Consider the following 26,717-nt stretch of genomic DNA (forward strand, 5'->3'; position numbering starts at 1 on the left):
TGGTAACTGCCCAGGTTTTTTTATATATAATACCCAATTTTTTGAGAAAATTTCACATTTTTTATACAATTCTTCCTTTTGCATTTTCTAAAGACAAGAATTTCTTAATAATTCTTGCGCAAAATACCAGTTTTTGTATATCTTATCCATATTTGCACATAAAAAAACAATAGAAGTGTACACAACTCCTATTGTTTCCCCACGCTTTATGAAATCAATCTCATACCGCATAACTAACACGGCCGAAAACAGCAGCCGCTAAACAGCATAGACATACAGCAAAATGTCATACATAAACCGGTAGCACTTGAAAAAGGCTTTTCATATGCCTGTCCCATATTCTGATACCAGGTTCCGCCAAACTCCAGATTCTGGAGAAACTGCCGGTACTCCATATTGCTTGGCTCCATTTCAACCGCTTTTCTGGCATGTTCCATGGCAAGTACGTTATTTCCGGCCCCCTGATTAGCTGCTGCAGAATAAAAATACCATTTTGCATTGCGCTCCCGGATATTGTTCAGTACATTTATGGCCTCTCTGTAATATCCGTTGTTAATATAATTTGCCGCTGCTCTCATTTCTGCAGAATCAGAATCTGTCTGGCCGCCATACTGCCCTCTGTAAGAACCGTACCCCTGCTGTCCGTACGGCCCGCCCTGACGGTACTGGCCATATCCCTGCTGTTGATACGTTCCTCCATATCCCTGCTGCTGATAAGATCCGTTCTGGTATCCTCCACTGTACCCCTGCTGCTTCTCGTGCATAATCTGATTATAGGCCTGCTGTACTTCTTTGAATTTTTCCTCAGCAGCCGATGCATTAGGACTGTTCACATTGGCATCCGGATGATACTGACGGCTCAGTCTTCTGTATGCCCTCTTTATTTCTTCATCGGTGGCTCCTGGTGAAACACCTAAAACCTCATAAGGATTTCTCACCGTGACTTCCTCCTCTTTTTCTTCTTAAGCTGTATATATTCATATTTTGACCAGACTCCGGAATACAGAATATTGCGCAGAATATCCGCATACAGCAATATAGGCATCCGTTCAAATGATTTTGAGCATTCAGACATCATAGATGTAAGAATCAGCTTACTCAGCGTTTCAAAATCTTTCTGATTTTCTTTTTTCAAATCTGAAAACAAATTATATGTCTTATTTTTTTCATCTTTATCCAGGTCCTCATATGCATCCATCAGATAGATAAATTTTCCCATATAAAAACCAAGACATTTAAGCTCCTCCGCCCAGACGTCTTCCTTCCATGCGAAAATCTCCCCCAGCATTTCACCGGTAAGTCCCGCAATCAGATCAATGTTGTGTTCCTCAGACCGTTCGTAAGCGGTCAGACGCTTCATATAGGTTTCAAGAGCCTCCGCCTGACGTGGGTACTCTCCGGCAATCTTTTGATAATCCTTTTTAATCATCTGAAAAATTGCCCGTTTTGCATACGCTCTTTCATCCCGCCAGTCATCTTCCAGATTATGATATGCCAGCATAACATTCATAGCCGCTGCATACTGGGTAGCCTCATTCATACGTGCCAGCTTCTTTTTGCCGGGATGTATTGCACAGATAAATTCTTTTTCTTCATCTTCCAGCTCATACAGCCCTGTCAGCAGCACAATCAGAAATGTCATATCATAATTAAGAAGCATCTGCCCTTTAATTCCCGTGTTTTTTTTCAGGCTCTGGCAAAGTCCACAATAATAGGATTGATATATCTTTAAATTTTCTTCCGTTAATTCTTTTCGGTTTACATTAATATATCCAAACATATCAGTACCCCACTTTGCTTAACTTCTCCGCACAAACTCCATATGGCATTTGGGACAGGTAATACAAACCTTTCCTTTTCCTTTGGGAATGCGCACCTTCTGGCGGCATTTCGGGCAGGCATAGTAACGATAAATTTTCTTCTGTTCCTGATAATATCTCCGGTTTCGAAAACGAGAAAAAATTCTGCCCGTAAATGACAGAAAACGTTCATTTTCCATATAGCGTCTTTCTGTATTCCTGGAAAAAATCCTGAAATAGGACCATACAATCAAAATTACTGCCAGATAAAAAATAAGCGGAAACCGAACGAACATAGATACAATTAAAAGAATTAACGCTGCGATATCCAGAAATCTGGACAACTGATCCATTCCGTATCTTCCTGCCATAAACCGTTCAAATCTTTCTCTCACGACAACACCTCAAAAACCTTCTTCTGCAATTTAACAAATAACACATATATCAATGTTATACGGCTCGTCAAATACTGTCAACATTCCTATAATCTTTTAAGAAACATTTTATAAAAAGATTAGGAACCATCTCCTCTTTATGTTATTAAAAAAGGTCGCTTTTGCGACATGACTCCTCTCCGCCGCAGTGCGATCATCAGCGGAGCGTTTTTTTTGCTCTATAGGAATCGGTACTTTTCAGCTTTATCACAACACGGTATTTCCTATAGAGAAAAAAGAGGACGGTTCCAGGCGCCAGGCACCGGCCGTCCAATAAGTTCATAAGCAAAACGATAAGCCGGGTTATGTCGTGGGTGATCATCTATCTAAAACAGCTGTTGCCAGCTGCTTTCAGCAACCTACCTAAAGCTGGCGGGCCACGTCAGCGCTTTGTTTCGGTCTTGCTTCGGATGGGGTTTACATATGCCCCGGCTGTTACCGGCCGGGCGGTAGTCTCTTACACTTACCCTTCCAACCTTACCGTCTCAAAGACGGCGGTATATTTCTGTTGCACTATCCTTGGAGTCGCCTCCACCGGACGTTATCCGGCATCCTGCCCTGTGAAGCCCGGACTTTCCTCACCTGCAGTCTTTCGATTTCTGCAGCCGCGATCACCTGTCTTACTTATGATACTTATTTTTCCCTGCCTTATACATTAAAGCAGCTTCCTCCGATAAATTCTCTGAGGATTGAATTATGATGCACCGCTTCTCCCGGAACCGGCAGCACATAATCCAAAAGTTTTAAAAGCCGCTTTGCCTCAAGATATTCCGGACAGTCTGAACTGATATTAAACAGCAGCGGCTCTGCATATAATTTTAACACAGATAACTCATAAATCAATGCCGAATTAAACATCACATCCGCTTCTTCCTGAAACGGGAAAATATTCTTCTCTTCGCCCCGTCTCACCGAATCCCATCTGGCAAGGGTTTCCCTGGCAGTTGTATTTCTTGTTCTGGCATCCCGAACCATCCTTCTTAAAAGCCTGCCGTCTGTGGTGGGAAGATTATTATGTTCATCAATATTTAACTGCGTCAGCGCACTGATATAAATTTTGTATTTGCTGGAATCCGGCAGAAGATAAGACAATTTTTCATTCAGCCCATGAATCCCCTCAATAACAAGAATATCTTCCGGTCCAAGCTTCAGCTGGCGTCCCCGGTATTCCCGATGCCCTGATTTAAAATTAAATACCGGCATATCGCGGACCTCTCCCTTTAACAGTCCGTTCATTACATCATTAAATAATTCTACATCAATGGCCTCTAAGCACTCAAAATCATATTCTCCATTTTCATCTTTAGGGGTATCCTCCCGGTTGATATAAAAATCATCCAAAGATATGGTGTGAGGCCGCATTCCATGAGCAGTCAGCTGAATTGCCAGCCGATGGGAAAAGGTTGTCTTTCCAGAAGAAGACGGGCCTGCAATCATAACAAATTTTCTGTCTCTGGCGGAAACAATCTGTTCTGCGATTTTTCCGATATTCTGCTCCATAGCTGCTTCCTGAATCAAAATCAGTTCCTGAACTTTTCCTTCTGCAATGGTATCATTAAGCGCCCCTACTGTATCCACACCCATGGTGCTTCCCCAGTCAGAAGAGGACTTTAATGCAGCAAACAGCTTATCCGACTTCTTAAACTCAGCAACCCTTTTAATATCCATATTGGGAAACATCAGCATAAATCCATCCTGATAACACTCCAGGGAAAAATATTTCAGATATTCGGTGGAATGTACCATGGCCCCGTAAAAATAGTCCTTATAGCCGTTCAGCTCATAAATATTAATCCAGGAACTTCTGCGGTAACGCAAAAGCCGCTCCTTGTCATGCATTCCCAGATCTCCAAAAAGCTTTACCGCATCTCTTGTATGGATACTTCTTTTGTTAATGGGAAGTTTCATTTCCTGCATACTGCGCATCTTTGCTTCCAGCTTTTCTATAAAGGCCTGATCCGGAATATATTCTCTGCCATCCTTTGTATGCAATTCACAGTAATACCCCTGACTGATGGAATGCTGGACAATCACCGAAAGTTTTGGAAAAACAGACGCCATTGCAGCCTCCATCAAAAAGGTCATACTCCGCCGGTATGTTTTTCTTCCTGCTTTATCTGCCGCAGTCAGAAAGCTGACCACGCCGTCCCCCTCAATGGTCTTATTCAATTCCCGTATTGTATTTTCAAATACTGCCAGCAGAATATCTCCCTGATATAAATGCTGTACCTTCCCGGCAATTATTTCATATGTAGTTCCTGCCGGATAATCCCTGCTCTCTCCAAGTACTGTTATTTTAAAAGTCTGTTCAGACACGTTCACCACTGCTTTCTATGCTCGTATATTTTAAAGTTTCGGGCTGATCTCCATAAGAACCTGACTGATTTCTTCCATTTTCTGCAAAAGTTCCTGCCTGCGGGCTTCCGTATGAGACTGACGGGGCAGGTTCTCTAAAATTTCAGTGACTATCTGCTTCTCCCTTTTCAGCCATTGAATCAATACCGGATGAGAATTTTTCATCAGCTCCGGTCCAAAAGCATCTTCTAACATCCTATGTTTTTCTTCCGGTTCTGATACCGCAGATCTTTCCTCAGAGCAGATCTTTACCTGCATCATAGGATAATATTTTCCGTCTTCTTCTACCATATCCTCCTGAGAGATATACATTCCATGCGTTCTTATATACTTTCTAACTCCGGCGGTCTCAGACTGGGGCTGTAAAATTAGTTCCTTAAGTCCCCGGACCTTTGTCTCACCTTCTGAGAGGATTTTTATCATGAGGGCTCCGCCCATACCTGCAATCACCCCGGTATCTGCTTCCCCGGGCAGCAAAGATGCAAAACCGTCGGACAGCTTTGTTCTAATACAGTCCTCTAGATGCTCTGAAGCTATGTGGCTTCGGGCACGAAGAAGCGGACCTTCGTTCACATCCATTGCCACCGCACCGGGAATCCGCCCTTCTTTCACCAGGTAAATAGGAATATATGCATGATCGGTCCCGATATCCGCCACGCGGTTTCCTTTTGTCACAAGATCCGCAATTGCCTGCAGTCGTTTCGATAACTTAACCATAGCTTAATCCAGATAATCTTTTAACTTCCGGCTGCGGCTTGGATGGCGCAGCTTTCGCAGAGCTTTCGCCTCAATCTGGCGGATTCTCTCTCTTGTAACACTAAACTCTTTTCCCACTTCCTCTAATGTTCTTGCACGCCCGTCATCCAGACCGAACCGAAGCCGCAGTACCTTCTGCTCTCTTTCTGTTAAGGTACCCAGCACCTCCACCAGCTGCTCTTTTAACAGGGTGAAAGCGGCTGCATCCGCCGGCACCGGAACATTATCATCCTGAATAAAATCTCCCAGGTGGCTGTCCTCTTCCTCTCCGATGGGCGTCTCTAAAGAAACAGGCTCCTGTGAAATTTTTAAGATTTCACGGACTCTCTCCACCGGCATGTCCATTTCTTCCGCAATTTCTTCCGGGCTTGGCTCACGGCCCAGCTCCTGAAGAAGCTGACGGGAAACACGGATTAATTTATTAATGGTTTCAACCATATGAACAGGGATCCGGATGGTTCTGGCCTGATCCGCAATGGCGCGGGTAATAGCCTGGCGGATCCACCAGGTAGCATACGTACTGAATTTATATCCTTTTCGATAATCAAACTTTTCCACTGCCTTAATCAGACCCAGATTTCCTTCCTGAATCAGATCCAAAAACAGCATACCTCTTCCCACATACCGCTTTGCGATGCTGACAACCAGACGCAGATTCGCCTCAGCCAGTCTTTTTTTCGCTTCCTGATCGCCTTCCTCCATTTTCTGAGCCAGCTCAATCTCTTCCTCTGCTGTCAAAAGGGGAACCTTCCCGATCTCTTTTAAATACATACGAACCGGGTCTTCAATGCTGACACCGTCAGGTACTGACAGGTCAATATTTTCAACCTCAATTTCATCTTCTTCGTCAATTAACACTTCTTCGTCATCGTCATCACTTGTGATTCGAAGGACATCAATATTGTTCTGTTCCAGAAAATCAAGAATCTTATCAAACTGTTCAGCACCAAGTTCCATTTCTTTGAAATAGTCATTGATTTCCTGATATTCTAAAATATTTTTCTTTTTCTTTGCCAGCGCAAGCAGCTCCTGAAGTTTCTGGGAAAATTTTGCCGCTTTTTCTGCTGTCTTCTGGTCCATATTTTCTGCCATTTTGTTCATCCTTCCATGAATTGTTTTTATTTTGTCCTATTCAGCTTAAAATATGCAGATGCTTTATTGCATCCAGCTTTTTCTGGTCATCAATCACCTGCTGCAGTCCCGCAATATCTGTGGGGTCTAGATGTGCTGCCCGGTATTCCAGACTGTTTTTTTTGATTCGGACAATTGTCTCTGTCAGTGCTTTTTCTCTCTCTGCCTTGCTTTCCACCGGATATATTCTGGCGTTAAAAAGCGCGGCTGCTTCTTTTTGCTGTTCCTCATCCGTAAACCGGCTGATAATACCGGCCGGATTAATGTCTCCCTGATGATACTGCTCATACAGAATCCGGGCTGCCTCATAATACAAAGGCTCCGTAAAGTCATGAGGACTGATATACTGCTCAATCACCGGAAACAGCGATGTATCTTCAATCAGCCAGGTCAAAAGCAGTCTCTGGGACTGTTTCATGCCATCGGGCTTTTTCTCTTTTTGTATTCCGCTTTTTTTCGGCTTCTGTTTTGCTGCAGTATATCCTCTTGTCCCAAGATGCTTCACCATATTGCGGAGCTGTTCAAATCCAACCTGATATCTTTGGGCAACTGCCTCTATGTAATTTTCCCGCTCCAGCTCCTCTGAAAAATTCAGAATCTTTTGAGCTACCTGCCCAAAAAACGCTGTCTTGTCCTCCGGGTCACTCATATCGTAATCCCGCTCCAGCATACGTATTTCAAACAGAAAGCTGTTTTCCGCCTGATCAATCCGCTCCTGATACCCGTTGGCCCCTAAAGCCTTTATAAACTCATCCGGATCTTTATAGGGCGTCATATTGATAACCTTTGCAGTTAATCCCGCTTCCTTTAAGATGGGCAGTGCTCTTAAGGCCGCCTTCACTCCCGCCCCGTCGCTGTCAAAGGTTAAGTACACTTCTTTTGTATAACGCTTTAAGAGGCTGGCATGGCCGGAAGTAAATGCAGTCCCCAGAGACGCCACTGCATTATCAAATCCTGCCTGATGCAGCGCAATTACATCCATATAACCTTCGCACAAAAGAATCTGTGGCTTCTTGGACGTTCGGGCAAAATTAAGGCCGTACAAATTCCGGCTTTTGTCAAAAACTGCCGTTTCCGGGGAGTTCAGATATTTGGGCTCTCCTTGGCCCGTCACACGGCCGCCGAATCCAATCACACGGTTGTTGGCGTCCATAATAGGGAACATTGCCCGGTTCCAGAATTTATCATATCCTCCCCGCTTCTCATCAATAGTAACCAGTCCGCAGTCTTTTAAAACCGAATCCTCGTAACCCTGCCGTTTTAGATACTGATATAAATCATTGCTGTATTTACTGGAATAACCAAGTCCAAAATGACGGATGGTTTCTTCTGAAAGCTCTCTTTTTTGAAAATATTCTCTGGCCGCCCTTCCCTGCTGGCTTTGCAGAAGCATATAGAAGTATTTAGCGGCTGTTTTATTGATTTCTAAAATCCTGGCCCTTTTATCTGCTTCCTGACGCTGCTTTGCAGTCATTTCCTTTTTAGGAAGCTCAATCCCTGCTCTTTGAGCCAGCAGTTCAAGCGCTTCGTGAAACGTATAATTTTCATACTGCATAATAAAAGTAATCACATTTCCACCGGCCCCGCATCCAAAGCAATAGTACATCTGTTTACCGGGGGACACCGAAAACGAAGGGGTTTTTTCATTATGGAACGGACAAAGACCAAAATAGGTGCTTCCTTTTTTCTGGAGCCGGACATATCCTGATATTACATCTACAATATCATTCCGTGAACGTATTTCTTCTATTAATTCATCCGAATAATAAGCCATGGCTGCTCCTTTCTGTTTTTATCCTGCCGGGAATATCCGCAGCATACAGGCGCTCTCTTAATACACCTGCCATGATTTCGGCATAAAATATTCCTGAAACTTTCCTATTGCATACTGATCCGTCATGCCCGCTATATAGTCTCCCACTACCCGGTCTTTACATTCACCCTGGTCAAGCATTTTCAGATACTGCTCCGGCATCAGCTCCGGATGTTCCATATAGTAGGAAAACAATCGTTCCAGCATTTCTTTTGCCTTTGCTTCCTCCCCTTTTGCTTTAGGATTTGTATAGACATGATAAAACATAAATTTTCGAAGTCCCTGCATAGCAGCTTCTACATCTTTTGACATGCAGATCTCATTCTTCCCCTGGCTCTGTATAATTATATCGTGCACAAGGGTATCTAGACGAACTCTGCTAGACATCCCAAGAACCTCTCTGTACTCTGCCGGAATCTCTTCTTCTGTCATAACATGAGCACGAATGGCATCATCAATGTCATGATGAATATATGCAATTTTATCCGACAGCCTGACAATTTTTCCCTCCAGGGTAGAGGGCATACAGCTTGTCTGATGATTCAAAATGCCGTCGCGGACTTCCCAGGTCAGATTTAAGCCCTTTCCTTCCCGCTCCAGCTTTTCTACAATCCTTACACTCTGCTCATTATGTTTAAACCCGCCGGCACACACTTCATTTAATACAGCCTCCCCCGCATGCCCGAAAGGAGTATGCCCCAGATCATGGCCCAGCGCGATGGCCTCCACCAAATCCTCATTCAGACGCAGCGCTTTAGCTATCGTCCTGGCATTCTGGGATACTTCCAGCGTATGTGTCAGCCGCGTCCTGTAATGATCTCCCTTGGGAGATAAAAATACCTGGGTTTTATGCTTCAGTCTTCGAAAGGATTTACAGTGAAGGATTCTGTCTCTGTCCCGCTGAAACACAGGCCGGATATCGCATTCCTCTTCTTTACTGTCCCGCCCTTTTGAATTTTCACTCAACGTGGCAAAAGGACTTAAATAAGTTCGCTCCAGCAATTCCATCTGTTCACGTACAATCATGGCTGCCACCATCCTTATCCAACATATCTCTGGTATTGTTTTAATTAAAAACGGAACTCCTATTTTATATATTCTGTGCCGACGCTGGATTTCCTTTATTTTTTCTTAAAAATAGTATTAAAAATCTGCTTTTCGTAAAAATTGCCTTAATCTAACGGCCATATGCTCACAATTTTTGTACCTTTTGCCCGGGTTTTCAGACAAACAGCCTGACAAAATCCTGTCCAGTTTTCTAGAGACAATTCTGTGTCCCGAATAATCCTTAAGTTTTTCCACCTGTTTTGGTTCCAGTCCCGAAATCAGAAAATACCCCAGCACCCCCAGTCCGTAAATATCCGCCCGGATATCCGGCACTGCTGTCCCATGACACAATTCCGGCGCAGCATACCCTATAGTTCCCTTCCATATCCCTGGGGACACATCAGAATGCTGCTGATATGCCGCGCCAAAATCTATAAGGGTCAGTTTTCCATCATCCTTCAGCATAATATTTTCCGGTTTCAGATCACAGAAAATAACCGGAGGCATCATATTGTGCAGGTAATCCAGCGTCCCACACAGCTGCAGCAGCCACTTTGCCGCAGTCTGCTCAAAAACAGGTCCATATTTATGAATATATGCCAGAAGAGATATTCCATGAATGTAATCTGTAAGGATGCAGATTCTCCTGGAATCTTCAAAAACATCTATAATTTTAACAGCTCCCGGCGTATCAAGCTGTGTCAGTATCTGTATCTCACGGGCTGCATCCTGCTTCACCCGGCAGTCTGTCCCGCCGCCGGAATATATGCCGATTATTTTAGCCGCCCATCTCTTTTTCAGCTTCCGGTCTCTCACAAGAAAAACATCAGAGGTACTTCCGGAACCAATCTTTCGTATAATCTCGTATTTATCTTCAAACAGCATCAGTCTGACCTCTTTTCTATTATATATATCATACTTTAACAAACGGAAGCGGTTGAAAAACAAGCCGCCTAAAAAATACAGGATAAATGTTCCAAAAGGAGTGAAGTAAATGATCTGCTCTGTGGAATGCAGCCAGGTGTCTGCAGATTTTCCCGCAAAGCAGTAAGAATGCAAAAGAATTGCCTTTACATGTCACGAAAAAACGAAAAGAAATAGATAATGGGCAGCTGTCAAAAGTACAGATTATCTAACTTGCCTCTTTTTCTGCCCCTTTTTTCATATCTAAAAATAAAAAACGGCCGGAACCGCTGATTTCTCAACAACTCCGACCGTCTATGCAGTGCAGGAAAAGGGACTTGAACCCTCATGAACGCAATGTTCACACGGACCTGAACCGTGCGCGTCTGCCAATTCCGCCATTCCTGCCCAATGCGGAAGATGGGACTTGAACCCACACGACTGCAATAGTCACAAGATCCTTAGTCTTGCTCGTCTGCCAGTTCCGACACTTCCGCAAACTTTTTGTGCCGTGTCTTACCGACTTGACTATAATACCAAACCACCCAAAATATGTCAACAGTTTTTTTTACATTTTTCTATTTCTATTACGTTCTCAAATCCCGGCAGGAATGATATAATAAACATCTAGATAACAGAAAGGATTCACGCATTCAATGAGTAAACAAAAAAACAAAAAACCGGGACATGTTGTTCTAACGATTATACTGGTTATATGTATTATTATCTTTTGTATTTCCGCCTGGCAGCTGTATAAAATATTCAGCAATTATCATAAAAGCGATACCGAATACAAGCAAATTCAAACAGATGTAACCTCAGAAACCGATGACAGCTTTTCTGTAGATTTTGAAAAACTGCAGAAACAAAATCCGGACTGTATCGGCTGGATCCGTTTTGAACATCTGGATATCAGCTATCCCATTATGCAGGGAAATGATAATGACTATTACCTTCACCGCACTTTTGAAAAGACAAATCTGGCTGCTGGAAGTATTTTTATGGATTATCAAAACGCCAGCGATTTTTCTGATATGAATACATTTATCTTCGGCCATAATATGAAAAACGATTCCATGTTCGGACTTCTGGGTGATTTTAAGGATGAAAGTACGTATAAAGAAAATCCTTATTTTTGGATTTATACCCCAAAAGCGGCGTATCGGTATGATATCTTCTCCTGCTATGTAGCAGATGCAGATACAGATACCTATACCATCTATCATGGTGAAAGTGAAGACTATACCGCATACATTCAGAAGCTGAAAAACAACTCTGCATATCCCATTGATGTGGATGTAGACGGTTCTGATAAAATCATAACATTATCTACCTGTACCGCATCCGGCTATGACTACAGATATATTGTCAACGGAGTTCTTGCAGAAACGGTGAACTATTAATCAGTTACAGGACACCCGGCAACGGACAGAGCAGTACATGCCGCCGCAGTGCGATCTGCAGCGGAGCGTTTTTTGCTCTATAGGAATCGGTACGTTTCAGCTTTATCACAACACAGTATTTCCTATAGAGTAAAAAACCTGCAGTATGAATCTACTGCAGGAAATGCACATTTATATATATTTATCAAGCACAGTGAAAACGCCTTTACTTGCCAGTGCCATAATCAGTCCCGAAATAAGATTTCCGCCAAGGACACTGAGAATAATCAGCTTTGGCTTAATATTCAAAACCCCTGCCAGAATGGATCCCGTCCATGTTCCGGTTCCGGGAATAGGAACCGCTACATAAATAAATATCGCAAGGGGACCAAATTTCTTGATCTTTTCATGGTTATTAGACGCCATTCGGTCCATCCACCCTATGAATCTGCGAAAAAGCTTTCGTTCCTTACAATACCGGTAAAACCAGTTTGTTACAAATGCAAGAAAACACACAACGAACGTACTTCCCACAAGCGCTGCCACATAAGACACAACCGGTCTTAATCCAAGCGCTACGCCAAAAGGGATTGCGCCTTTCACTTCTACTGCCGGTATCATAGATACTAAAATTGTAAACACTATCTGTCGAATAATCATTTCATTTGTTCCTCCGTACTTATTTTTACCAATTTTCATCATTCTTGTAAAGTACGTTCAGAAAATATTAATAAAAATATATAAATTTAAGTCTCGCTCTTAAGTCATCCCCCATCTGATATATAATTATAACCGCTCCGGAACAGGATGAAAATTTTTAAGCTCTTCTAACACCTCATCCCTGAATGGAATAGAGTTTTGAGCTCCTGGTCTGGTTACTGCAATAGATGACGCCATATTTCCAAACCTGCAGGCTTCCGAAATCTCTTTCCCTTCTGCCAGAGACACCAGAAATCCCGCATTAAAAGTATCCCCGGCTGCAGTTGTATCTACCGGACGACATGGTCTTGTGGGATACCGCAGAGCCTGTTCATGATTTACAACCACAACCCCCTCTTCCCCGACAGTTACAAGTACATTCTGCACACCTTTTTCCAGCAGCTTTTCTGCCGCCAGACGAATCTGCTGCATATTTGTAACCGGCATACCGGTCAGCGTCATAAGTTCTGTTTCATTGGGCGTTATAAAGTACAGACCTCTCCATATATCATCAGGAAGGGAATCCGGTGCCGGTGCAGGGTTTAGAACCACTTTTTTCCCAAGCTCCTGTCCGCGTCTGACTGCATAAAATACTGCGTCGTAGGGAATCTCCATCTGAAGCAGAATATAATCACACCCTTGAAACAGCCTGTCATGTTCCTTTAGGTAGTCCACACTGCAGGCCTCGTTGGCCCCGGGCGCCACAACAATGCAGTTATTTCCTCTCTCATTAATATAAATTACTGCCGTCCCGGTAGCTCTGTCTTCACTTATGTGAAGATTTGAAACAGATACCCCTGCATTTTTGAGCCCCTGGTACTGCATATCGCCAAAATTATCCCGGCCAATGCTTCCAAGCATAACAACCTGGCCACCCAGCTTTCCAGCTGCGCACGCCTGATTGGCGCCCTTTCCTCCATTGGAAAAGGTAAGATTTTCTCCTAAAATCGTCTGTCCTTCTAACGGCATTTCTTTTACATGAACGGACTGATCCATATTCAAACTTCCAATAACAAGTATTTTCCCCATTTTTTCCTCCCTACATCTGTGATTTTAGTAACTCTAGTTCTTCTGGTACAATGCTGTGAAGAAAAGAATTATGCTTCACTTTCTCACAGCATTCCTGATAATCCATCCACAAAACCGATTCTAGTTCTTCTTTCTGTATCCGGATTTCATCTGTCTGTATATCCTTCCATAGAACATAAATATTACTGACCTGACAATCTTTAAATGGCTTCCCGTGAAACTGTGCCTCTGTGTAAAATTTTCTCTGCCCGCAAAAAATCAGTTCTTTTGGCTGCGCTTTTATTCCCAGTTCTTCATCTAGTTCCCTCAGGGCAGATGTTAAAAAATCCATTCCCGCGGGTATATGCCCGGCACTTGAAATATCATAACAGCCCGGAAACGATTCCTTTTGCAGTCCTCTTTTCTGAAGCAGAACCTGCACACGCCCATTTTTTCTTCTCAGTATCCACACATGAGAAGTCCGGTGTCGAAGCCCCATTTTGTGAACTACAGCCCTCTCCTGTATTTCCCCGGTAGGATTCCCGTTTTTATCTACAATATCTAAAAATTCCATATTTTCTTCCTGCCAATTTTATATTAAACTAATGTTATTCTAACTGATTCTGTCAAAAAAACCAATCACTGTTTACCACAATTTGGAGGTATTTATCATGAAATTGTTAATATTATCTGATTCACACAGAAATATTCAAAATATGGTTCAGGCAGTCCGGCTGGAGGAGCCTGATCTTATGATACATCTGGGGGACCATTATCAGGATGCCATGGAATTAAAACGCCTGTTTTCAGACATTCCCTTAGAAGCAGTTGCTGGAAACTGCGATTTTGGCCAAAAACCTAGCGAAAAGCTGATTACAGTACATAAAAAACAGATACTTCTCTGTCACGGACATAATCAGCATGTAAAATGCGGGCTTTTAAATCTGGAATATGCCGCCAGAGAAAAACAGGCTGATATTGTCCTGTTCGGCCACACACACCGGATCTTTTGTGAACAGCACAATCAGCTGGCTATACTAAATCCCGGCAGTATCGGTGATCCAAGATACCCCGGCAGGCCCTCTTACGGCCTGGTTTTCATAGAAGAAGACAGCATTTTTTTGCAAACTCAGTTTCTATCTCTGTAAAACTGTACAAAGGAGCTTTTATGTCTGATCTGATCTTTCACATTGATGTTAATTCCGCTTACTTAAGCTGGAGTTCCGTTGAAAAACTAAAAAAGGGAAGTCTTGTTGATCTTAGAACCGTGCCTTCTATTATTGGCGGAGACCGAAAAAGCAGACACGGTGTCGTTCTGGCAAAGTCCATTCCCGCAAAAAAATTTGGAATACAGACCGGTGAACCTGTTGCAGCAGCTTTACGCAAATGCCCCACACTGATCATAGAACCGCCGGATCACAACATGTACCGGACATACAGCAAACGGCTTACAGAGTATCTATACTCCATCACTCCTGACATTGAACAAGTATCCATTGATGAGTGCTATTTAAATTTTGCCCCGATTTCCCATAATTATCCTTCCTCCCAGATAGCTGCCGAAAAAATCAGAAAAGAAATCCGTACCCAGATGGGATTTACTGTAAATATCGGTATTTCCTCAAAAAAAGTGCTTGCTAAAATGGCCAGCGATTTTGAAAAACCGGATAAAACCCACACCCTGTTTCCGGACGAAATTCAGACAAAAATGTGGCCTCTGCCTGTAGAACACCTTTTTATGGTGGGCCGTACCTCCGCCTTAAAGCTTCATACAATGGGCATCCACACCATCGGCAGCCTGGCAGCTGCCGACCTAGAACTTTTAACTTCTGTGTTTAAAAGCCACGGCCGGCTTATATGGGAGTATGCAAACGGTATTGACAACAGTTTTGTTGATCCAGAAACACACCAGGCAAAGGGAATCGGAAATTCAACAACGCTGTCTGAGGATGCCCGGACAATGGAAGAAATCGAAACGGTTCTTGGCAGACTTTCTGAAAAAGTTTCCCTGAGACTTCGCAAAGCCGGCCAGCTGGCCGGGACACTGACCGTTGAAATAAAGTACCATACGTTTCAGTCAGCCTCCCGTCAGATGCAGCTTCTTACTCCTTCAAACAGCAGTCAGGATATTTACCGGACCGCCAGACAGCTGGCCGGGCAGCTATGGAACGGATCTCCAGTACGCCTCCTTGGGATTCGCAGTTCAAAGCTTACCGATGCATCCCAGCCGCTGCAGATGTCAATTTTTGATTTGAATCTTTCAGGCAGCCAAACATCTTCTGCCGTCTCCGGGAAGGATACAGCCGGTAAATTCCAGAAGCTGGATGCCGCCCTGGATCAAATACGACAAAAATACGGACCTGATTCTGTCAAACGGGCCAGTTCCATAAAAAAGAACCTTCCCTGACATTCCGCCGCAGTGCGATCATCAGCGGAGCGTTTTTTTGCTCTATAGGAATCGGTACTTTTCAGCTTTATCACAACACAGTATTTCCTATAGAGCAAAAAAATCCGGACCGCCAGTAAATATCAACTGACGGCCCGGATTTTTTTACGATTACCGATACCTGATTCTAAAGATCAATTTTTCCTGTATATTCACCATTTATCACATAATAAGCGGCATTTTCTTCCGGTTTCATATATAAATCCATTTTTTTTGCAGCAATATCTTCATACATAGAACGAAACTGCTCTAGGACTTTCTGAGAAACTTCCTCCTGGGAAATTTCTTTTCCTTCATATTGAAGATATACTTTTGTCACCGGTTTCCTCATTCTGACAGCTGCCTTCTTAGCAGTTTTAGCCAGCTCCACTGTACTTTCCGATGCACTCTCAGCCAGCTTTACAGCTCCCTTTTTCGCACTTTTAGCCAGCTCCGCTGTTCCTTCCGATGCATTTTCTGCAAACTTTTCCACTTCTTTTTTCGCTGCTTTTGCTCTCTTTACAGTTTCTTTTTTAATTACAGACGCTTTTTTCTTCGCGTCCTCTTTTATTTCATCCATTCTGGTTTTTGTTTTTTTCTCTTCCATCTGTTTCTCCCTCCTGACAAAAGACTATAGATTCCAGAACTTCAAAATCCATAATGTCTTAAATTAATAATTTCTTCCGGAAATATCTTCTCCATATTTCTGAACCCATTGTAGTCACTTTCAGAAACTATGTCAAGAGTTACTATTTTCAGTGCCTGTCCCTTTATTCTGCACAAAGCTGTTCTTTTGTTTTTTTGTTTGTACTGTACCTAAGGTGCTGCTTTGTGATATACTTCACTTAATTGTCATTCCAAAAGCAGCAGACAAACCACATTAAAAATAAAGGAGCATTATGTTAAAAATAGGATCCCATATTGGCATGTCCGGCAAGGACATGCTGCTAAACTCAGCTAAAGAAGCTGCCGGATACGGCGCTAATACATTTATGGTATATACCGGCGCTCCTCAAAACACCAGAAGAAAGGATATCAGCCAATTGAATATCCCTGAAGCCTGGAACTATATGAAGGAACATCAGATAGAAGAGCTTGTTATCCATGCACCTTATATTATCAATCTTGGAAACGCCGTGAAACCGGAAACCTTTACACTGGCCGTTGATTTCCTGGCCCTTGAGCTGGAACGCAGTACAGCTATGGGCAGTCATATTCTGATCCTGCATCCCGGAGCCCATGTAGGAGCCGGAACCCAGGCGGGAACAAAAAAAATCATCGAAGGATTAAATGCCGTACTAACAGCCGATACTCCGTGCATGATTGCACTGGAAACTATGGCGGGCAAGGGAAGTGAAATCGGCCGAAGCTTTGAAGAACTGGCCGCAATATATGACGGTGTTGTACACAATGATAAACTCCGGGTATGTTTTGACACCTGTCATACCCATGACGCCGGGTATGATATTATTCATGATTTTGACGGGGTCATAAACCACTTTGACAGCCTCATCGGAAAAGATCAGATCTCTGTGTTTCACATCAATGACAGTAAAAATATATGTGGAGCTCATAAGGACCGGCACGCAAACATCGGTAAAGGAGAAATTGGCTTTGAAGCATTAAACTACATTGTACATCATCCGGATTTTGAACGTGTCCCCAAAATATTGGAAACCCCTTATATTCCGGATCCGGATAATCCAAAAAAATCTTATCCCCCCTATAAAGATGAGATTGCATGGCTGAGAAAGGAGCACATATGAAACTTATTTCCTGGAATGTAAACGGGCTGCGCGCCTGTGTCAATAAAGGCTTTCTTGAATATTTCCACGAAGCAGATGCCGATATATTCTGTATTCAGGAATCTAAACTCCAGGAGGGTCAGATTCAGCTTGACCTTCCCGGCTATTATCAATATTGGAATTATGCTGAAAAAAAGGGGTATTCCGGCACTGCTGTTTTCAGCCGTCAGAAACCGCTTCAGGTTCTGTATGGCATACAGGAAGAAAGGCATGACAAAGAGGGCCGCGTGATCACACTGGAATTTGAGACCTTTTATTTTGTAACCTGCTATACCCCCAACTCGCAAAACGAGCTTGCAAGACTTGACTACCGCATGGACTGGGAAGACAGCTTCCGCAGCTATCTTTTGCTGCTGAATGAAAAAAAACCAGTTATTCTCTGCGGTGATCTAAATGTTGCTCATAAAGAAATTGACTTAAAAAATCCTAAGACAAACCGGAAAAATGCCGGTTTTACAGATGAAGAACGAGAAAAAATGACCCTTTTACTGGACAGCGGTTTTATTGACACATTCCGCTATTTTTATCCGGAGCAGGAACAGATCTATTCCTGGTGGTCTTACCGTTTTAAAGCAAGAGAAAAGAATGCCGGATGGCGGATTGACTATTTTATCACTTCAGAATCTCTGAAAGAAAGTCTGAAAGATGCCAAAATCCATACCGACATCTTCGGTTCGGACCACTGTCCTGTAGAACTGGATATTGAATTGTAATTATTTACTGCCCCGGCATCCCGCGGGGCATTCTAGCTGTTTTCTTCCTGTGCCCAGAACAGAGCGCAGGAAACGGCCCGCCTCCATCCTTTCAGCAGATCATCACGATCTGCTGATTTCATATTCGGTGTAAACTTACAATTCAGCTGCCAGTTAGCCCGAATATCACTCTTACTTTTCCAGTATCCCACTGCCAGACCAGCAAGATAGGCTGCTCCCAAAGCAGTGGTTTCAATACAATCCGGCCGGTATACGGGGCTTCCTGTAATATCTGCCTGAAACTGCATCAGAAAGTTATTTGCACTGGCGCCTCCATCTACTTTCAGTCTGTCTAATGCTACTCCTGCCTCTTCTCTCATAGCCTCTATTACATCCCGCACCTGATAGGCTACCGATTCCAATGTAGCACGAATAAGATGTTCCTTTAATGTTCCTCTGCTGATACCAACAATGGTTCCTCTGGCATCCGGATTCCAGTAAGGTGCTCCCATCCCGGAAAATGCCGGAACAATATAAACCCCGTTGCTATCTTTTACTCTCCTGGCAAAGCTTTCCGACTGCTCTGACTGTTGGAAAAGTTTCATTCCGTCTCTTAACCACTGCACCGCAGAACCTCCCGCAAATACACTCCCTTCTAGAGCATATTGAATAGAATCACCATCACAGGCAGCAATGGTCGTCAAAAGGCCATGTCCGGATACAATTCTGTCCGCACCAGTATTCATCAGCAAAAAACATCCTGTGCCATAGGTGTTTTTTATTTCCCCTTTTTCAAAACAGCACTGCCCAAACAATGCTGCCTGCTGATCTCCCGCTGCGCCGGCAATGGGAATACCTGCTCCCATTAAATCTGCATCGGTATATCCGTAAATGCTGCTGGATTTTCTTACCTGTGGCAGCATACTTTCAGGTATCCTGAAATAATTCAGCAGTTTCTTATCCCAGCACAGCTTCTCTATATCAAAAAGCATCGTTCTGGATGCATTTGTATAATCGGTTACATGAACGCGGCCCTTTGTCAGTTTCCAGATCAGCCAAGTATCCACGGTTCCAAACAGCAGATTTCCCTGCTCCGCTTCTTCTCGTGCCCCAGGTACATGATCTAGAATCCAGGATATTTTGGCTGCACTAAAATAAGCATCCGGAATCAGTCCTGTTCTGGAAGTAACGTAAGAAGCCAGCCCGTCCCGGCACAGCTGTTCAATCTGTCCGGCCGTCCTTCTGCACTGCCATACAATGGCATTATAAACCGGTTCTCCTGTATAACGGTTCCAGACAATGGTCGTTTCTCTCTGATTGGTAATTCCAATACCCAAAATCTGCCCGGAACTAATATCTCTTGCCGCCTGAGCCTCCTTAAGAACCGCATACTGCGAAGCCCAGATCTCCTTTGGATCCTGCTCTACCCACCCCGGCTTTGGGTAAATCTGTTTTACTTCTTTTTGCGCTTTGCTGATAACTGTTCCTTTTCGATCAAATAATATACATCTAGAACTGGTAGTACCCTGATCCAGGGCCATGATATAATCCTTCATAAGTCTTTCGGCTGCTCCTTTACCGATAGGTAATAATAAATACATACGTTTTATTTTTTTCACTTATACAGTATTCCCGTTCCAGATGGAACTGATTTCTTAAACGAATCTGTTTTTTTACAAATCCAATCTCACCGGAATACATAACAATCGTGCCATTTTTCTTAACCAATTCTGATGCCCGCGTAAAAAACATTTCGTATAGCTTTTCCAGTCTTTCATAAGACATGGAGCCTTTCACCGGCATATCTGTAATAATTTCATCAAATAAATATTCATGCCTGAAATCCGAAAAATCACGATTAATATAATTTATGTTCATCCCGGCAATTCTGGTGTTAGCCCGGGCTTTTTCTACTGCCTCCCCAAAGATATCCAGGCCATAGCTGTCTCTTGCCGGTTCTAAATAATTCCGCTCTATCAGCATGGTTCCCACACCACAGAACGGATCAAGAACCTGTCCGTGTTCTGTCAGATAATTCTTTGCAAGAGCCAGAATCCCTGCTGCCGCAAAGGGCTGCATCCCCGCTGAAATATGATATCTGCGGTATGCAAACCGGGTATCTGGTATCGTCAAAAGCTTCACACACGGATAAAAGCTCCCCTCTTTATTCTGAATCAGACGGATCTCTATTTCGTAATGAGAGGCCGAATTAATCAGCTGTCTTTCAAACAGTTCTTCTAGCTGCGCCGCCGCCTTTTTTGAAAACCTGCTTCGCTCCTCTAAACTCATTGGACCGGTAACACCAAGGCGGAAATAATACGGACCGTCTTCTTTGTGATTCTCTTTAAGAATCTGCTTAAGATCTGACTGATACAGCCATTTAGCAATTTCGTCAGCATCTCTGGGCAGTTCTTTTTCTCCGTGAATAACAAAAAGCAGTTCTTTAAATGTTCTGATTTTAAGAATCTGCTTAAGATCACAGGTCTTCGTTCGAAGACCCGCCCCGGTTTTCACCGTCTGGCTTCCGGTAACCTGGGCAGCTGTAAGGTCTCGAAATGCCGGTATTGTAGTTAAAATTACTTCATTCATCCTCTGCCAGCCCTGAAACGTATGCTTTTTCACACCTTCCACAGATAAGATCAGCTGCTGAAGCTCTCTCATTTCATTTTGTATATGTTTCTTTTCTTCAATCTCACAGCTCTTTTGGGAAAGTTCCTGCAGACGCTTTTTAAAAAGCTCTAGATACTCCTGACAGGGAAGCTCACCCAGCGCCCTTAGATATTCAGCCCGTACAAACATGGTCTCTTCTGCTTCATATGCATCCACAAGTACATCCACAGCATCCGCACAATGTACAATCCCCAGGATGCTTGCAGCATTTTTTCGTATTTTGGGATCTTCTTCCACAAGAAGCTTCATGATAAAATCACAGCATCCATCTGTCAGTTTCTGAAACTGCTTTTTTCCGTTTTCTGTTTTCAATTCCTGCTTTAGTGTAATTAAATTCTCTCTTATATTTTCTTTGTTTAAAATATTTTCATATTCTTTTCTCATGATCTTTTTCTTCCGTCACTTTTCCATTTCTCAGTATAGTTTTCTACATCCTGTTTAAACTGCTCCCATGCATCCTCATGTTCCACAAAATACAGCGGACACTTTTTCCCTGTCACATCATAATGCCGAATCACATCATCTGCAGACAGTTGAAACTTTCCGCACAGCCAGGCGGTAAGGTGCACCAGACTGTTATATGTTTTCTTATTAAATTTTCCGTCTTCCTTTTCATGGCAGCACTCTATTGCAATGGTATCTGTATTTCTTCCATTAGACGCATATGCGATCTCAGCCGTTGGAATGCATTGAACAATTTCGCCGTCTATTCCAACGATAAAATGTGAACTTGCTTTTGTAATTTTGGAATCTTTCAGTCCTTCAAAATAATCCCGGTTCTGCATCGCTGTACTTCCCGGATTGGCAGTATAATGAATCACAATCCCTTTTACTTTTGCCATGGCAATCCCGGGTCTTGAGTAAGGATTTACCGTCAGCAGTTCCACATCGTAATCAGGAGCTTCCTCTACTGCATCTAGCGCATCTAATCTGCCTTCCCTGAACTGATTGATCTTTACAATACTGACAACAATCAACACAAGAAGCACAACACAGCCCAGGAAGCGGCCGGCCGCCTTCTTTTTTCCTTTTTTTCTGTAACTACCTGTCATGCCGGATGAGGCACCTCTTTTCTTTTGAATTTATTTATAATACCAGAGTACTATGCCTGTATCATACGATACAAAACCATCATTTCAGCATCTCTGTCATCCGTTTTTTTTAAATCCATTATAGTATAGCATAGCAAAATCTGAAATCCAATGAAAGTTTCACAAGGCTCATTATCTAAGCCTTGTACGAAAGTCAGAAGTAATTCTTTCACTTCCCACAGATAGTTCCAAAGGTACTTCTATTTTCCGGTTATCCTTTGTCCACCCTTCTACTGTCACCTGATATGTTCCTTTTTCAGCCTTCAAAGGTACCTGAAACAAATAACTGCCTGTAACAAACGTTTCCTCCAGATTCGATTCTAAATCAGAAGTCCCATATACTGCATCTTTCAACAGTTTTTCCTGCTCATCATAGTATTTCAGCTCTTTTGAACTGCCTGTATCCGGCCATACAATCCGAACCTGTTTTAAATTTCTGCACCGAAATACAATTATTCCGGTATCACCGGCAGAAAATGTCCGGTAAACCACATCTGTTTTCTGCCCCTTCATCAGTCCCCGCAGCCAGCCGGTATGATTATACAACCAGGCTTCTAAAACAGATACATGCTCTTCTGACCATCGGGCAGTAAGTGTCAGACTTTTGTTTGTATCATATTCCGCCTTGGTTTCCGAATAAATTCTGTGATTGCTGCCCTCCCAGAAGGAAAACTCCCAGCCCGCCGCCCTGATATCCGGATTTAAAATCTGAGGCTCCTTCAAATCAAGAACCACCGGTTCCATCCAGTATTTTTCCTGGCTGTAAACAGAAAGCAGAATATCATCATCCACAGCTCCCGGTATCTGCCTGCTGCCCGTATCATAAGATATTAGATAGCTCTCACTAAGATAGATATCTTTATCTGAAATAGTTCCGGCTATCCTGCCGCTGACTCGGCTGCCATCCCGAAGCTTTGCCTCCGCCCCTGTATCTGTATGAGAAAACGCCAGCTCAAACCGCATATGATCCTTTTTGTCATACAGGGTATCCGCTCCGCTTCCCTCCGGGTAAGCTGTCCGCACAAGTACCCGCCCCGGCCTTCGGTCACTCCCTTTATCCGTATCAAGCACAGCCACAGGCTCCTCTGTGGAAGTAAGCTTTCCCGTAATCTCTATCGCGCATCCGGGATCCAGAAATACGGTATTTCCCCGTTTCACAACAGCACTTCCCCACAGATAGAGTCTGCTTCCTTTTCCACACCGGATCCCCTGGCCTTTTCCGTAATTCTTATATATACTTGTTCCGCTGCCAACCGTTACTGACGCCGAACCTCTTACAGTAATACCGTCTCCTCCGGATTTCGAACCGTTCTCATATATGGCTGTATCCAAAATACTTCCTGTTCCACAGGTTCCTGCTGTCGACTTATAAAAGCAAATGCCTCCTCCCTCTTTCTCTGAACGGTTTTGATAAACCTGACAATTTCTGATTACCGTCTTTCCCGCTGTTATAATTCCTCCTCCGTGATTTCCATTTTCAGCCCGGTTTCCGGAAACCACCGCACCTTCTACATGTAAACGGCCTCCCAGACTTTTTATCCCTCCTCCCCCATTTTCAAGAGACCTGTTATTTTGTACCTTTACGCTTCCTTTGATATACAGCATATTCTTCTCAGCAGAAGACTCAAAAATCCCGCCGCCATCACCGGACGCTGTATTACTGCTGATTTGTATATTACCTGTCCGCTGGTTATGCTCTTTAGTATCATCACAATTTACATAGCACTCCGCATATACCCCGCTGGCCTCCTGGCCCATTCTGATGCCTCCTCCCTCCCCGTTTGAGTCTCCTCCTCCATACAGTTCAGATACCTGCACCCCACGGGAACTGTCTGCACGGTTGCTGCTGACTGAAATAGTTCCCTCCATAAAAAGTTTACCGGATGCTGCATTGATTCCGCCTCCTCCGGCGGCGCCTTTGGAAGTATTATAATCAATTCGGATCTTTTTCTTTCCTTCAAGCACAACCGTTCCAAGAGAATATATTCCCCCTCCCGCTCCCAGCCGGTACTGCTTCTTTTTCCCCGTTGTCCGATTCTCTCTGGCATAGTTTCCGCAAGCGGAGGTATTTTTATCTGAAGATTCATAACAGCCTGTACTTCCCCCGATGCGTCCCCCTGTAACAGTCAGTTTACAGCCTTTGTCTACATAAATCCCGCCTCCTGCCGCTGCCCGGTTGGCCGCAATTACGCCTCCTGACATGTTCATAACCGCCGACTGATATAAAAATATACCCCCTCCTAAAGAGCCGGATTCTGTATCCGAGCCAAGACGTCCATTATTCCAGACCGCGCCGCCTGTCATAGTTAGAGTTCCGCCTTTTTGTTCGATTCCATGCGCTCTGCTTCCAGAAATTTTCTCACTCCCGGAGACGGTCTCATCCGCCTTCTTTTGCCCATTCAAAGTAATCGTTCCACCGCTGATTAAAGTCCTTCCCAAACTATATATTCCTACTGCATTCCCAACTACACTGCTTCCCTGATACAGACATATATCTGCATTGCTGCTTAGTGCCTGTATCCCATATTTCATCCCTTTTCCGGTCAAGTCTCCTACCGTTCCATAACAGTCAAAAACACCTCCCTCTGACAGGCGAACCGCTGACTGAGCACAGCCCTTCTGATCAATCTGTACCCCTGTTCCAATACACAGTCTGGCATCTTGAACATTCAATACACATTCCATTTCATATCTATTTTCCTGTGGAGCAATTTTCTGGCTGCTTCCGGACAAAGTCACAAACAGGGTGTCTTTCTTAATTTTCACTTCCGAATCACAGTTGATCTGATCAATTAAAAGCACTTCCCCGCAATGAACGCTGTCCTGCACATTATTCAGTGACTGCATATCCGATGCACACACAGCGCTTGCATACCCCTGTTCTGATATTACAGCTCCGTCGACCACAGTATCTTTTACCATAAATCCTGTTTCTTCATCAAAAAAATACCAGTCCCTTTCCCCGTTTTTTTCTGTAAACCGCCAGCCCACCGCATAAAAATTTTCTTTTTCATAATAACGCTCTCCAAAAATTCCGTCAGATAACACGTAACACCATGCCCCAGAAGAGCTCTTCTGACGGGAAGCACTTAAAATTTTATCAAATCTGCTCTCCTGCTTTCCTTTACCTTTTGAAATCTCTGCCTGTCTGCTTATATCCTTATGTACCATTCTGCTCAGATCATAAATATTCCCGGTAAAAGTTTCTAAACTGCTCACCGGACCTGTATCTGCTTTTGTAAAATTCTGCTTTTTATGTTCCTGGCAAAAAACAGTCAGAATACCAGCAATCAGGCAAACAGCCAATACCCCGCATACTCTCCCGGCAGATTTTCGTTTCACATAATCCCCTCCTGTGCTGCCGGCAGCGTTATAATCGTCTCATCCCCGTCTCTTAACAGTTCTATCATCCGTTCCGCTTCCCTCCTCTCCATAATCACACAAAACATTGTACAGGGCTGTTTTCTGTCTGAAGCATCTACTTTATTTCCATTCTCATCCAGAGCCTCTTTCACATAGACATTTTCAGCCACGCACAAATACTTTGTTGTTCCGTATTCTGTCATCCTCACTGTTCCCACATTGATCCTGTCCCCGCCCCGGATATGTCCTCCTGCACTGTCAGAAACAGAAGATGCTGTCAAAGCCAGTTCTGTGGGTTCTTCCATTTGTTTTTCCAAATCTTCGGGTTTATAAAAGTCATCTCGTACAATAATCTCTCTGTTATGAACAGAACTTCCGGTTGTATAGCCTACCAGCCACCGGATATCCTCAGGCGCATCCTTCGGTATCAGTTCCTTATTTACCTCTTTTGTGCAAAACAGTTCATTCACATTATTTTTGGTAATTTTCACTCCCTGCTCAATATCACTTTTGGCCACAACAGCCGCTTTCACTTCTCCCCGGGACAGGGCAGATACACCGGCCGCATAAAAAATGCCTGCCAGCAAAACAGACACCGCCACAGATACCGCAGTAAATGCCAATTTGTCTTTCCACTTTCTTTTCTTTTTCATTTATTCCTCCAGACTGCTCACTACATCCGTGAGAATATCCAATTCCACCGGCAGCGTTTTCCCTCCATATGCCTTTATGCCAAAACGTATTCTGACATACACAGAAGTCCCGCAGATTTCCTTTTTTCTTCCATTATGCATCTGTATATAAATACTGTTCCCACTTTGCCTGCCAGTTTTTTTTCGAACCCGCTGCCCAAAAGACAGCTGTTTTTTTATATTTCCAATCTCTGACACCCGTCTATCCTTTGCAATGCCATTCCCCGGTAAAAACTGCAGTTTTCCTTCTGCCGTTAACAGATCTGTCTTATAGACAGAGCCGTAAGATACATTATATAAGTCCAGTACTTCTACAGAAAACGGCATCTCTGATGAAAAATATACAGAGCGCGGATCCGGATAAAAACCTTCATCCAAACTCAGACACTGCCGGAAAGACTGCATAAAAGCTTCCTTTGCTCTGGACAAATCGGTAATGACCAGTTCTCCCTCACTGCTGTAAACCTCAAGATCCGGTGTCTGCCCGGCAAGTGCAGCAAAGGCCAGCGCATCCTGCACAACATAAAGCGCAGAACACTGCAGCATATAGCTGCAAACCGCACCGCCCAGAAAAAGCAGCAGAAAAATCCCCGCCAGCGACCACGGAATAACTGCCATTCCGGAATCCTTTATCTTTTTATATTTCCACATA

Annotated in this window: 24 protein-coding genes, 2 tRNA genes and 1 other RNA gene; 5 read left to right on the forward strand and 22 right to left on the reverse strand. The window is 43.6% G+C overall.

Annotated features, from left to right (window positions below; genetic code table 11):
- Positions 1-233 precede the first annotated feature (233 nt).
- The 12 genes from OCV88_RS11900 to OCV88_RS11955 all read right to left on the reverse strand — a co-directional run bounded on the left by OCV88_RS11900 (position 234) and on the right by OCV88_RS11955 (position 10,735).
- Positions 234-938, reverse strand: a complete 705-nt coding sequence (locus OCV88_RS11900) for a J domain-containing protein (protein WP_158425679.1) — start codon at positions 936-938, stop codon at positions 234-236.
- Positions 935-1,780 (reverse strand): DUF5685 family protein, encoded by an 846-nt coding sequence (locus OCV88_RS11905; protein WP_158425680.1) that lies wholly within the window; start codon positions 1,778-1,780, stop codon positions 935-937. Before OCV88_RS11905 ends, OCV88_RS11900 begins: the two co-directional genes overlap by 4 nt.
- Positions 1,781-1,798: 18 nt before the next feature.
- Entirely contained in the window at positions 1,799-2,194 is a 396-nt protein-coding gene (locus OCV88_RS11910) for a hypothetical protein (protein WP_158425681.1), read from the reverse strand.
- 317 nt (positions 2,195-2,511) lie between these two features.
- Positions 2,512-2,860: RNase P RNA component class A (gene rnpB / locus OCV88_RS11915), an RNA gene on the reverse strand.
- 21 nt (positions 2,861-2,881) lie between these two features.
- Complete coding sequence (locus OCV88_RS11920) at positions 2,882-4,549, reverse strand: nucleoside kinase (protein WP_158425682.1); 1,668 nt, start codon at positions 4,547-4,549, stop codon at positions 2,882-2,884.
- 30 nt (positions 4,550-4,579) lie between these two features.
- The gene (locus OCV88_RS11925; protein WP_158425683.1) at positions 4,580-5,305 is read right to left on the reverse strand and encodes a tRNA (adenine(22)-N(1))-methyltransferase; all 726 of its coding nucleotides are present in this window, start codon (positions 5,303-5,305) and stop codon (positions 4,580-4,582) included.
- A 3-nt stretch (positions 5,306-5,308) separates the two neighbouring features.
- Positions 5,309-6,445, reverse strand: coding sequence for an RNA polymerase sigma factor RpoD (gene rpoD / locus OCV88_RS11930; RefSeq protein ID WP_416795188.1), 1,137 nt, complete (start codon positions 6,443-6,445; stop codon positions 5,309-5,311).
- Positions 6,446-6,476: 31 nt separating this feature from the next.
- Complete coding sequence (gene dnaG / locus OCV88_RS11935; protein ID WP_158425684.1) at positions 6,477-8,249, reverse strand: DNA primase; 1,773 nt, start codon at positions 8,247-8,249, stop codon at positions 6,477-6,479.
- A 57-nt stretch (positions 8,250-8,306) separates the two neighbouring features.
- Entirely contained in the window at positions 8,307-9,314 is a 1,008-nt protein-coding gene (locus OCV88_RS11940) for a deoxyguanosinetriphosphate triphosphohydrolase (RefSeq protein ID WP_158425685.1), read from the reverse strand.
- Between the two features lie 117 nt (positions 9,315-9,431).
- The gene (locus OCV88_RS11945) at positions 9,432-10,220 is read right to left on the reverse strand and encodes a serine/threonine protein kinase (RefSeq protein ID WP_158425686.1); all 789 of its coding nucleotides are present in this window, start codon (positions 10,218-10,220) and stop codon (positions 9,432-9,434) included.
- 341 nt (positions 10,221-10,561) lie between these two features.
- Positions 10,562-10,646, reverse strand: a tRNA-Leu gene (locus OCV88_RS11950).
- A gap of 4 nt (positions 10,647-10,650) precedes the next feature.
- Positions 10,651-10,735, reverse strand: a tRNA-Leu gene (locus OCV88_RS11955).
- A gap of 159 nt (positions 10,736-10,894) precedes the next feature.
- On the opposite strand from OCV88_RS11955, the gene srtB reads away from it, so the two are divergent.
- Positions 10,895-11,641, forward strand: coding sequence for a class B sortase (srtB, locus tag OCV88_RS11960; protein ID WP_158425687.1), 747 nt, complete (start codon positions 10,895-10,897; stop codon positions 11,639-11,641).
- Between the two features lie 171 nt (positions 11,642-11,812).
- On the opposite strand, the gene OCV88_RS11965 is transcribed toward srtB, so the two are convergent.
- The 3 genes from OCV88_RS11965 to OCV88_RS11975 all read right to left on the reverse strand — a co-directional run bounded on the left by OCV88_RS11965 (position 11,813) and on the right by OCV88_RS11975 (position 13,901).
- Entirely contained in the window at positions 11,813-12,280 is a 468-nt protein-coding gene (locus OCV88_RS11965; protein WP_262591239.1) for a COG2426 family protein, read from the reverse strand.
- 126 nt (positions 12,281-12,406) lie between these two features.
- The gene (gene rbsK, locus OCV88_RS11970; protein WP_158425689.1) at positions 12,407-13,348 is read right to left on the reverse strand and encodes a ribokinase; all 942 of its coding nucleotides are present in this window, start codon (positions 13,346-13,348) and stop codon (positions 12,407-12,409) included.
- A gap of 10 nt (positions 13,349-13,358) precedes the next feature.
- Positions 13,359-13,901, reverse strand: a complete 543-nt coding sequence (locus tag OCV88_RS11975; RefSeq protein WP_158425690.1) for an NUDIX hydrolase — start codon at positions 13,899-13,901, stop codon at positions 13,359-13,361.
- A gap of 97 nt (positions 13,902-13,998) precedes the next feature.
- Here OCV88_RS11975 and OCV88_RS11980 point away from each other — a divergent pair, with 97 nt between their 5' ends.
- Both OCV88_RS11980 and OCV88_RS11985 read left to right on the forward strand, forming a co-directional pair.
- Positions 13,999-14,475 (forward strand): metallophosphoesterase family protein, encoded by a 477-nt coding sequence (locus tag OCV88_RS11980; RefSeq protein WP_158425691.1) that lies wholly within the window; start codon positions 13,999-14,001, stop codon positions 14,473-14,475.
- A 20-nt stretch (positions 14,476-14,495) separates the two neighbouring features.
- Positions 14,496-15,734, forward strand: coding sequence for a DNA polymerase Y family protein (locus OCV88_RS11985; protein WP_158425692.1), 1,239 nt, complete (start codon positions 14,496-14,498; stop codon positions 15,732-15,734).
- A 166-nt stretch (positions 15,735-15,900) separates the two neighbouring features.
- Here OCV88_RS11985 and OCV88_RS11990 read toward each other — a convergent pair whose 3' ends face one another.
- Complete coding sequence (locus OCV88_RS11990; RefSeq protein ID WP_158425693.1) at positions 15,901-16,359, reverse strand: DUF6465 family protein; 459 nt, start codon at positions 16,357-16,359, stop codon at positions 15,901-15,903.
- A 292-nt stretch (positions 16,360-16,651) separates the two neighbouring features.
- Between OCV88_RS11990 and OCV88_RS11995 the strand changes: the two genes are divergently transcribed.
- Together OCV88_RS11995 and OCV88_RS12000 are read left to right on the forward strand one after the other, a co-directional pair.
- Positions 16,652-17,518, forward strand: coding sequence for a deoxyribonuclease IV (locus OCV88_RS11995; RefSeq protein ID WP_158425694.1), 867 nt, complete (start codon positions 16,652-16,654; stop codon positions 17,516-17,518).
- The gene (locus tag OCV88_RS12000) at positions 17,515-18,270 is read left to right on the forward strand and encodes an exodeoxyribonuclease III (RefSeq protein ID WP_158425695.1); all 756 of its coding nucleotides are present in this window, start codon (positions 17,515-17,517) and stop codon (positions 18,268-18,270) included. The genes OCV88_RS11995 and OCV88_RS12000 overlap by 4 nt, the downstream gene beginning before the upstream one ends.
- Before the next feature lie 32 nt (positions 18,271-18,302).
- Here OCV88_RS12000 and glpK read toward each other — a convergent pair whose 3' ends face one another.
- From glpK to OCV88_RS12030, 6 genes are all read right to left on the reverse strand, one after another.
- Positions 18,303-19,805, reverse strand: coding sequence for a glycerol kinase GlpK (glpK, locus tag OCV88_RS12005; protein WP_158425696.1), 1,503 nt, complete (start codon positions 19,803-19,805; stop codon positions 18,303-18,305).
- Between the two features lie 19 nt (positions 19,806-19,824).
- Positions 19,825-21,303, reverse strand: coding sequence for a methyltransferase domain-containing protein (locus tag OCV88_RS12010; protein WP_158425697.1), 1,479 nt, complete (start codon positions 21,301-21,303; stop codon positions 19,825-19,827).
- Entirely contained in the window at positions 21,300-21,971 is a 672-nt protein-coding gene (locus OCV88_RS12015; protein WP_158425698.1) for a peptidoglycan recognition protein family protein, read from the reverse strand. The genes OCV88_RS12010 and OCV88_RS12015 overlap by 4 nt, the downstream gene beginning before the upstream one ends.
- Positions 21,972-22,142: 171 nt before the next feature.
- Complete coding sequence (locus OCV88_RS12020) at positions 22,143-25,352, reverse strand: hypothetical protein (RefSeq protein ID WP_158425699.1); 3,210 nt, start codon at positions 25,350-25,352, stop codon at positions 22,143-22,145.
- A complete protein-coding gene (locus OCV88_RS12025; protein WP_158425700.1) occupies positions 25,349-26,026 on the reverse strand; it encodes a CpaB family protein in 678 nt (225 codons plus the stop codon). The genes OCV88_RS12020 and OCV88_RS12025 overlap by 4 nt, the downstream gene beginning before the upstream one ends.
- The gene (locus tag OCV88_RS12030) at positions 26,027-26,716 is read right to left on the reverse strand and encodes a hypothetical protein (protein ID WP_158425701.1); all 690 of its coding nucleotides are present in this window, start codon (positions 26,714-26,716) and stop codon (positions 26,027-26,029) included.
- Position 26,717: the final 1 nt, after the last annotated feature.

Origin of the sequence: Brotonthovivens ammoniilytica (assembly GCF_025566885.1) — a bacterium.
GTDB lineage: Bacteria > Bacillota > Clostridia > Lachnospirales > Lachnospiraceae > Brotonthovivens > Brotonthovivens ammoniilytica.

Excerpts from the sequence above, each read along its gene's own strand:
- OCV88_RS11905 (WP_158425680.1), bottom strand. The coding sequence starts at position 1,780 with ATGTTTGGATATATTAATGTAAACCGAAAAGAATTAACGGAAGAAAAT.
- OCV88_RS11925 (WP_158425683.1), bottom strand. The coding sequence starts at position 5,305 with ATGGTTAAGTTATCGAAACGACTGCAGGCAATTGCGGATCTTGTGACA.
- rpoD (WP_416795188.1), bottom strand. The coding sequence starts at position 6,445 with ATGAACAAAATGGCAGAAAATATGGACCAGAAGACAGCAGAAAAAGCG.
- dnaG (WP_158425684.1), bottom strand. The coding sequence starts at position 8,249 with ATGGCTTATTATTCGGATGAATTAATAGAAGAAATACGTTCACGGAAT.
- OCV88_RS11940 (WP_158425685.1), bottom strand. The coding sequence starts at position 9,314 with ATGATTGTACGTGAACAGATGGAATTGCTGGAGCGAACTTATTTAAGT.
- OCV88_RS11945 (WP_158425686.1), bottom strand. The coding sequence starts at position 10,220 with ATGCTGTTTGAAGATAAATACGAGATTATACGAAAGATTGGTTCCGGA.
- srtB (WP_158425687.1), top strand. The coding sequence starts at position 10,895 with ATGAGTAAACAAAAAAACAAAAAACCGGGACATGTTGTTCTAACGATT.
- OCV88_RS11965 (WP_262591239.1), bottom strand. The coding sequence starts at position 12,280 with ATGATTATTCGACAGATAGTGTTTACAATTTTAGTATCTATGATACCG.
- rbsK (WP_158425689.1), bottom strand. The coding sequence starts at position 13,348 with ATGGGGAAAATACTTGTTATTGGAAGTTTGAATATGGATCAGTCCGTT.
- OCV88_RS11975 (WP_158425690.1), bottom strand. The coding sequence starts at position 13,901 with ATGGAATTTTTAGATATTGTAGATAAAAACGGGAATCCTACCGGGGAA.
- OCV88_RS11980 (WP_158425691.1), top strand. The coding sequence starts at position 13,999 with ATGAAATTGTTAATATTATCTGATTCACACAGAAATATTCAAAATATG.
- OCV88_RS11985 (WP_158425692.1), top strand. The coding sequence starts at position 14,496 with ATGTCTGATCTGATCTTTCACATTGATGTTAATTCCGCTTACTTAAGC.
- OCV88_RS11990 (WP_158425693.1), bottom strand. The coding sequence starts at position 16,359 with ATGGAAGAGAAAAAAACAAAAACCAGAATGGATGAAATAAAAGAGGAC.
- OCV88_RS11995 (WP_158425694.1), top strand. The coding sequence starts at position 16,652 with ATGTTAAAAATAGGATCCCATATTGGCATGTCCGGCAAGGACATGCTG.
- OCV88_RS12000 (WP_158425695.1), top strand. The coding sequence starts at position 17,515 with ATGAAACTTATTTCCTGGAATGTAAACGGGCTGCGCGCCTGTGTCAAT.
- glpK (WP_158425696.1), bottom strand. The coding sequence starts at position 19,805 with ATGAAGGATTATATCATGGCCCTGGATCAGGGTACTACCAGTTCTAGA.
- OCV88_RS12010 (WP_158425697.1), bottom strand. The coding sequence starts at position 21,303 with ATGAGAAAAGAATATGAAAATATTTTAAACAAAGAAAATATAAGAGAG.
- OCV88_RS12015 (WP_158425698.1), bottom strand. The coding sequence starts at position 21,971 with ATGACAGGTAGTTACAGAAAAAAAGGAAAAAAGAAGGCGGCCGGCCGC.
- OCV88_RS12025 (WP_158425700.1), bottom strand. The coding sequence starts at position 26,026 with ATGAAAAAGAAAAGAAAGTGGAAAGACAAATTGGCATTTACTGCGGTA.
- OCV88_RS12030 (WP_158425701.1), bottom strand. The coding sequence starts at position 26,716 with ATGTGGAAATATAAAAAGATAAAGGATTCCGGAATGGCAGTTATTCCG.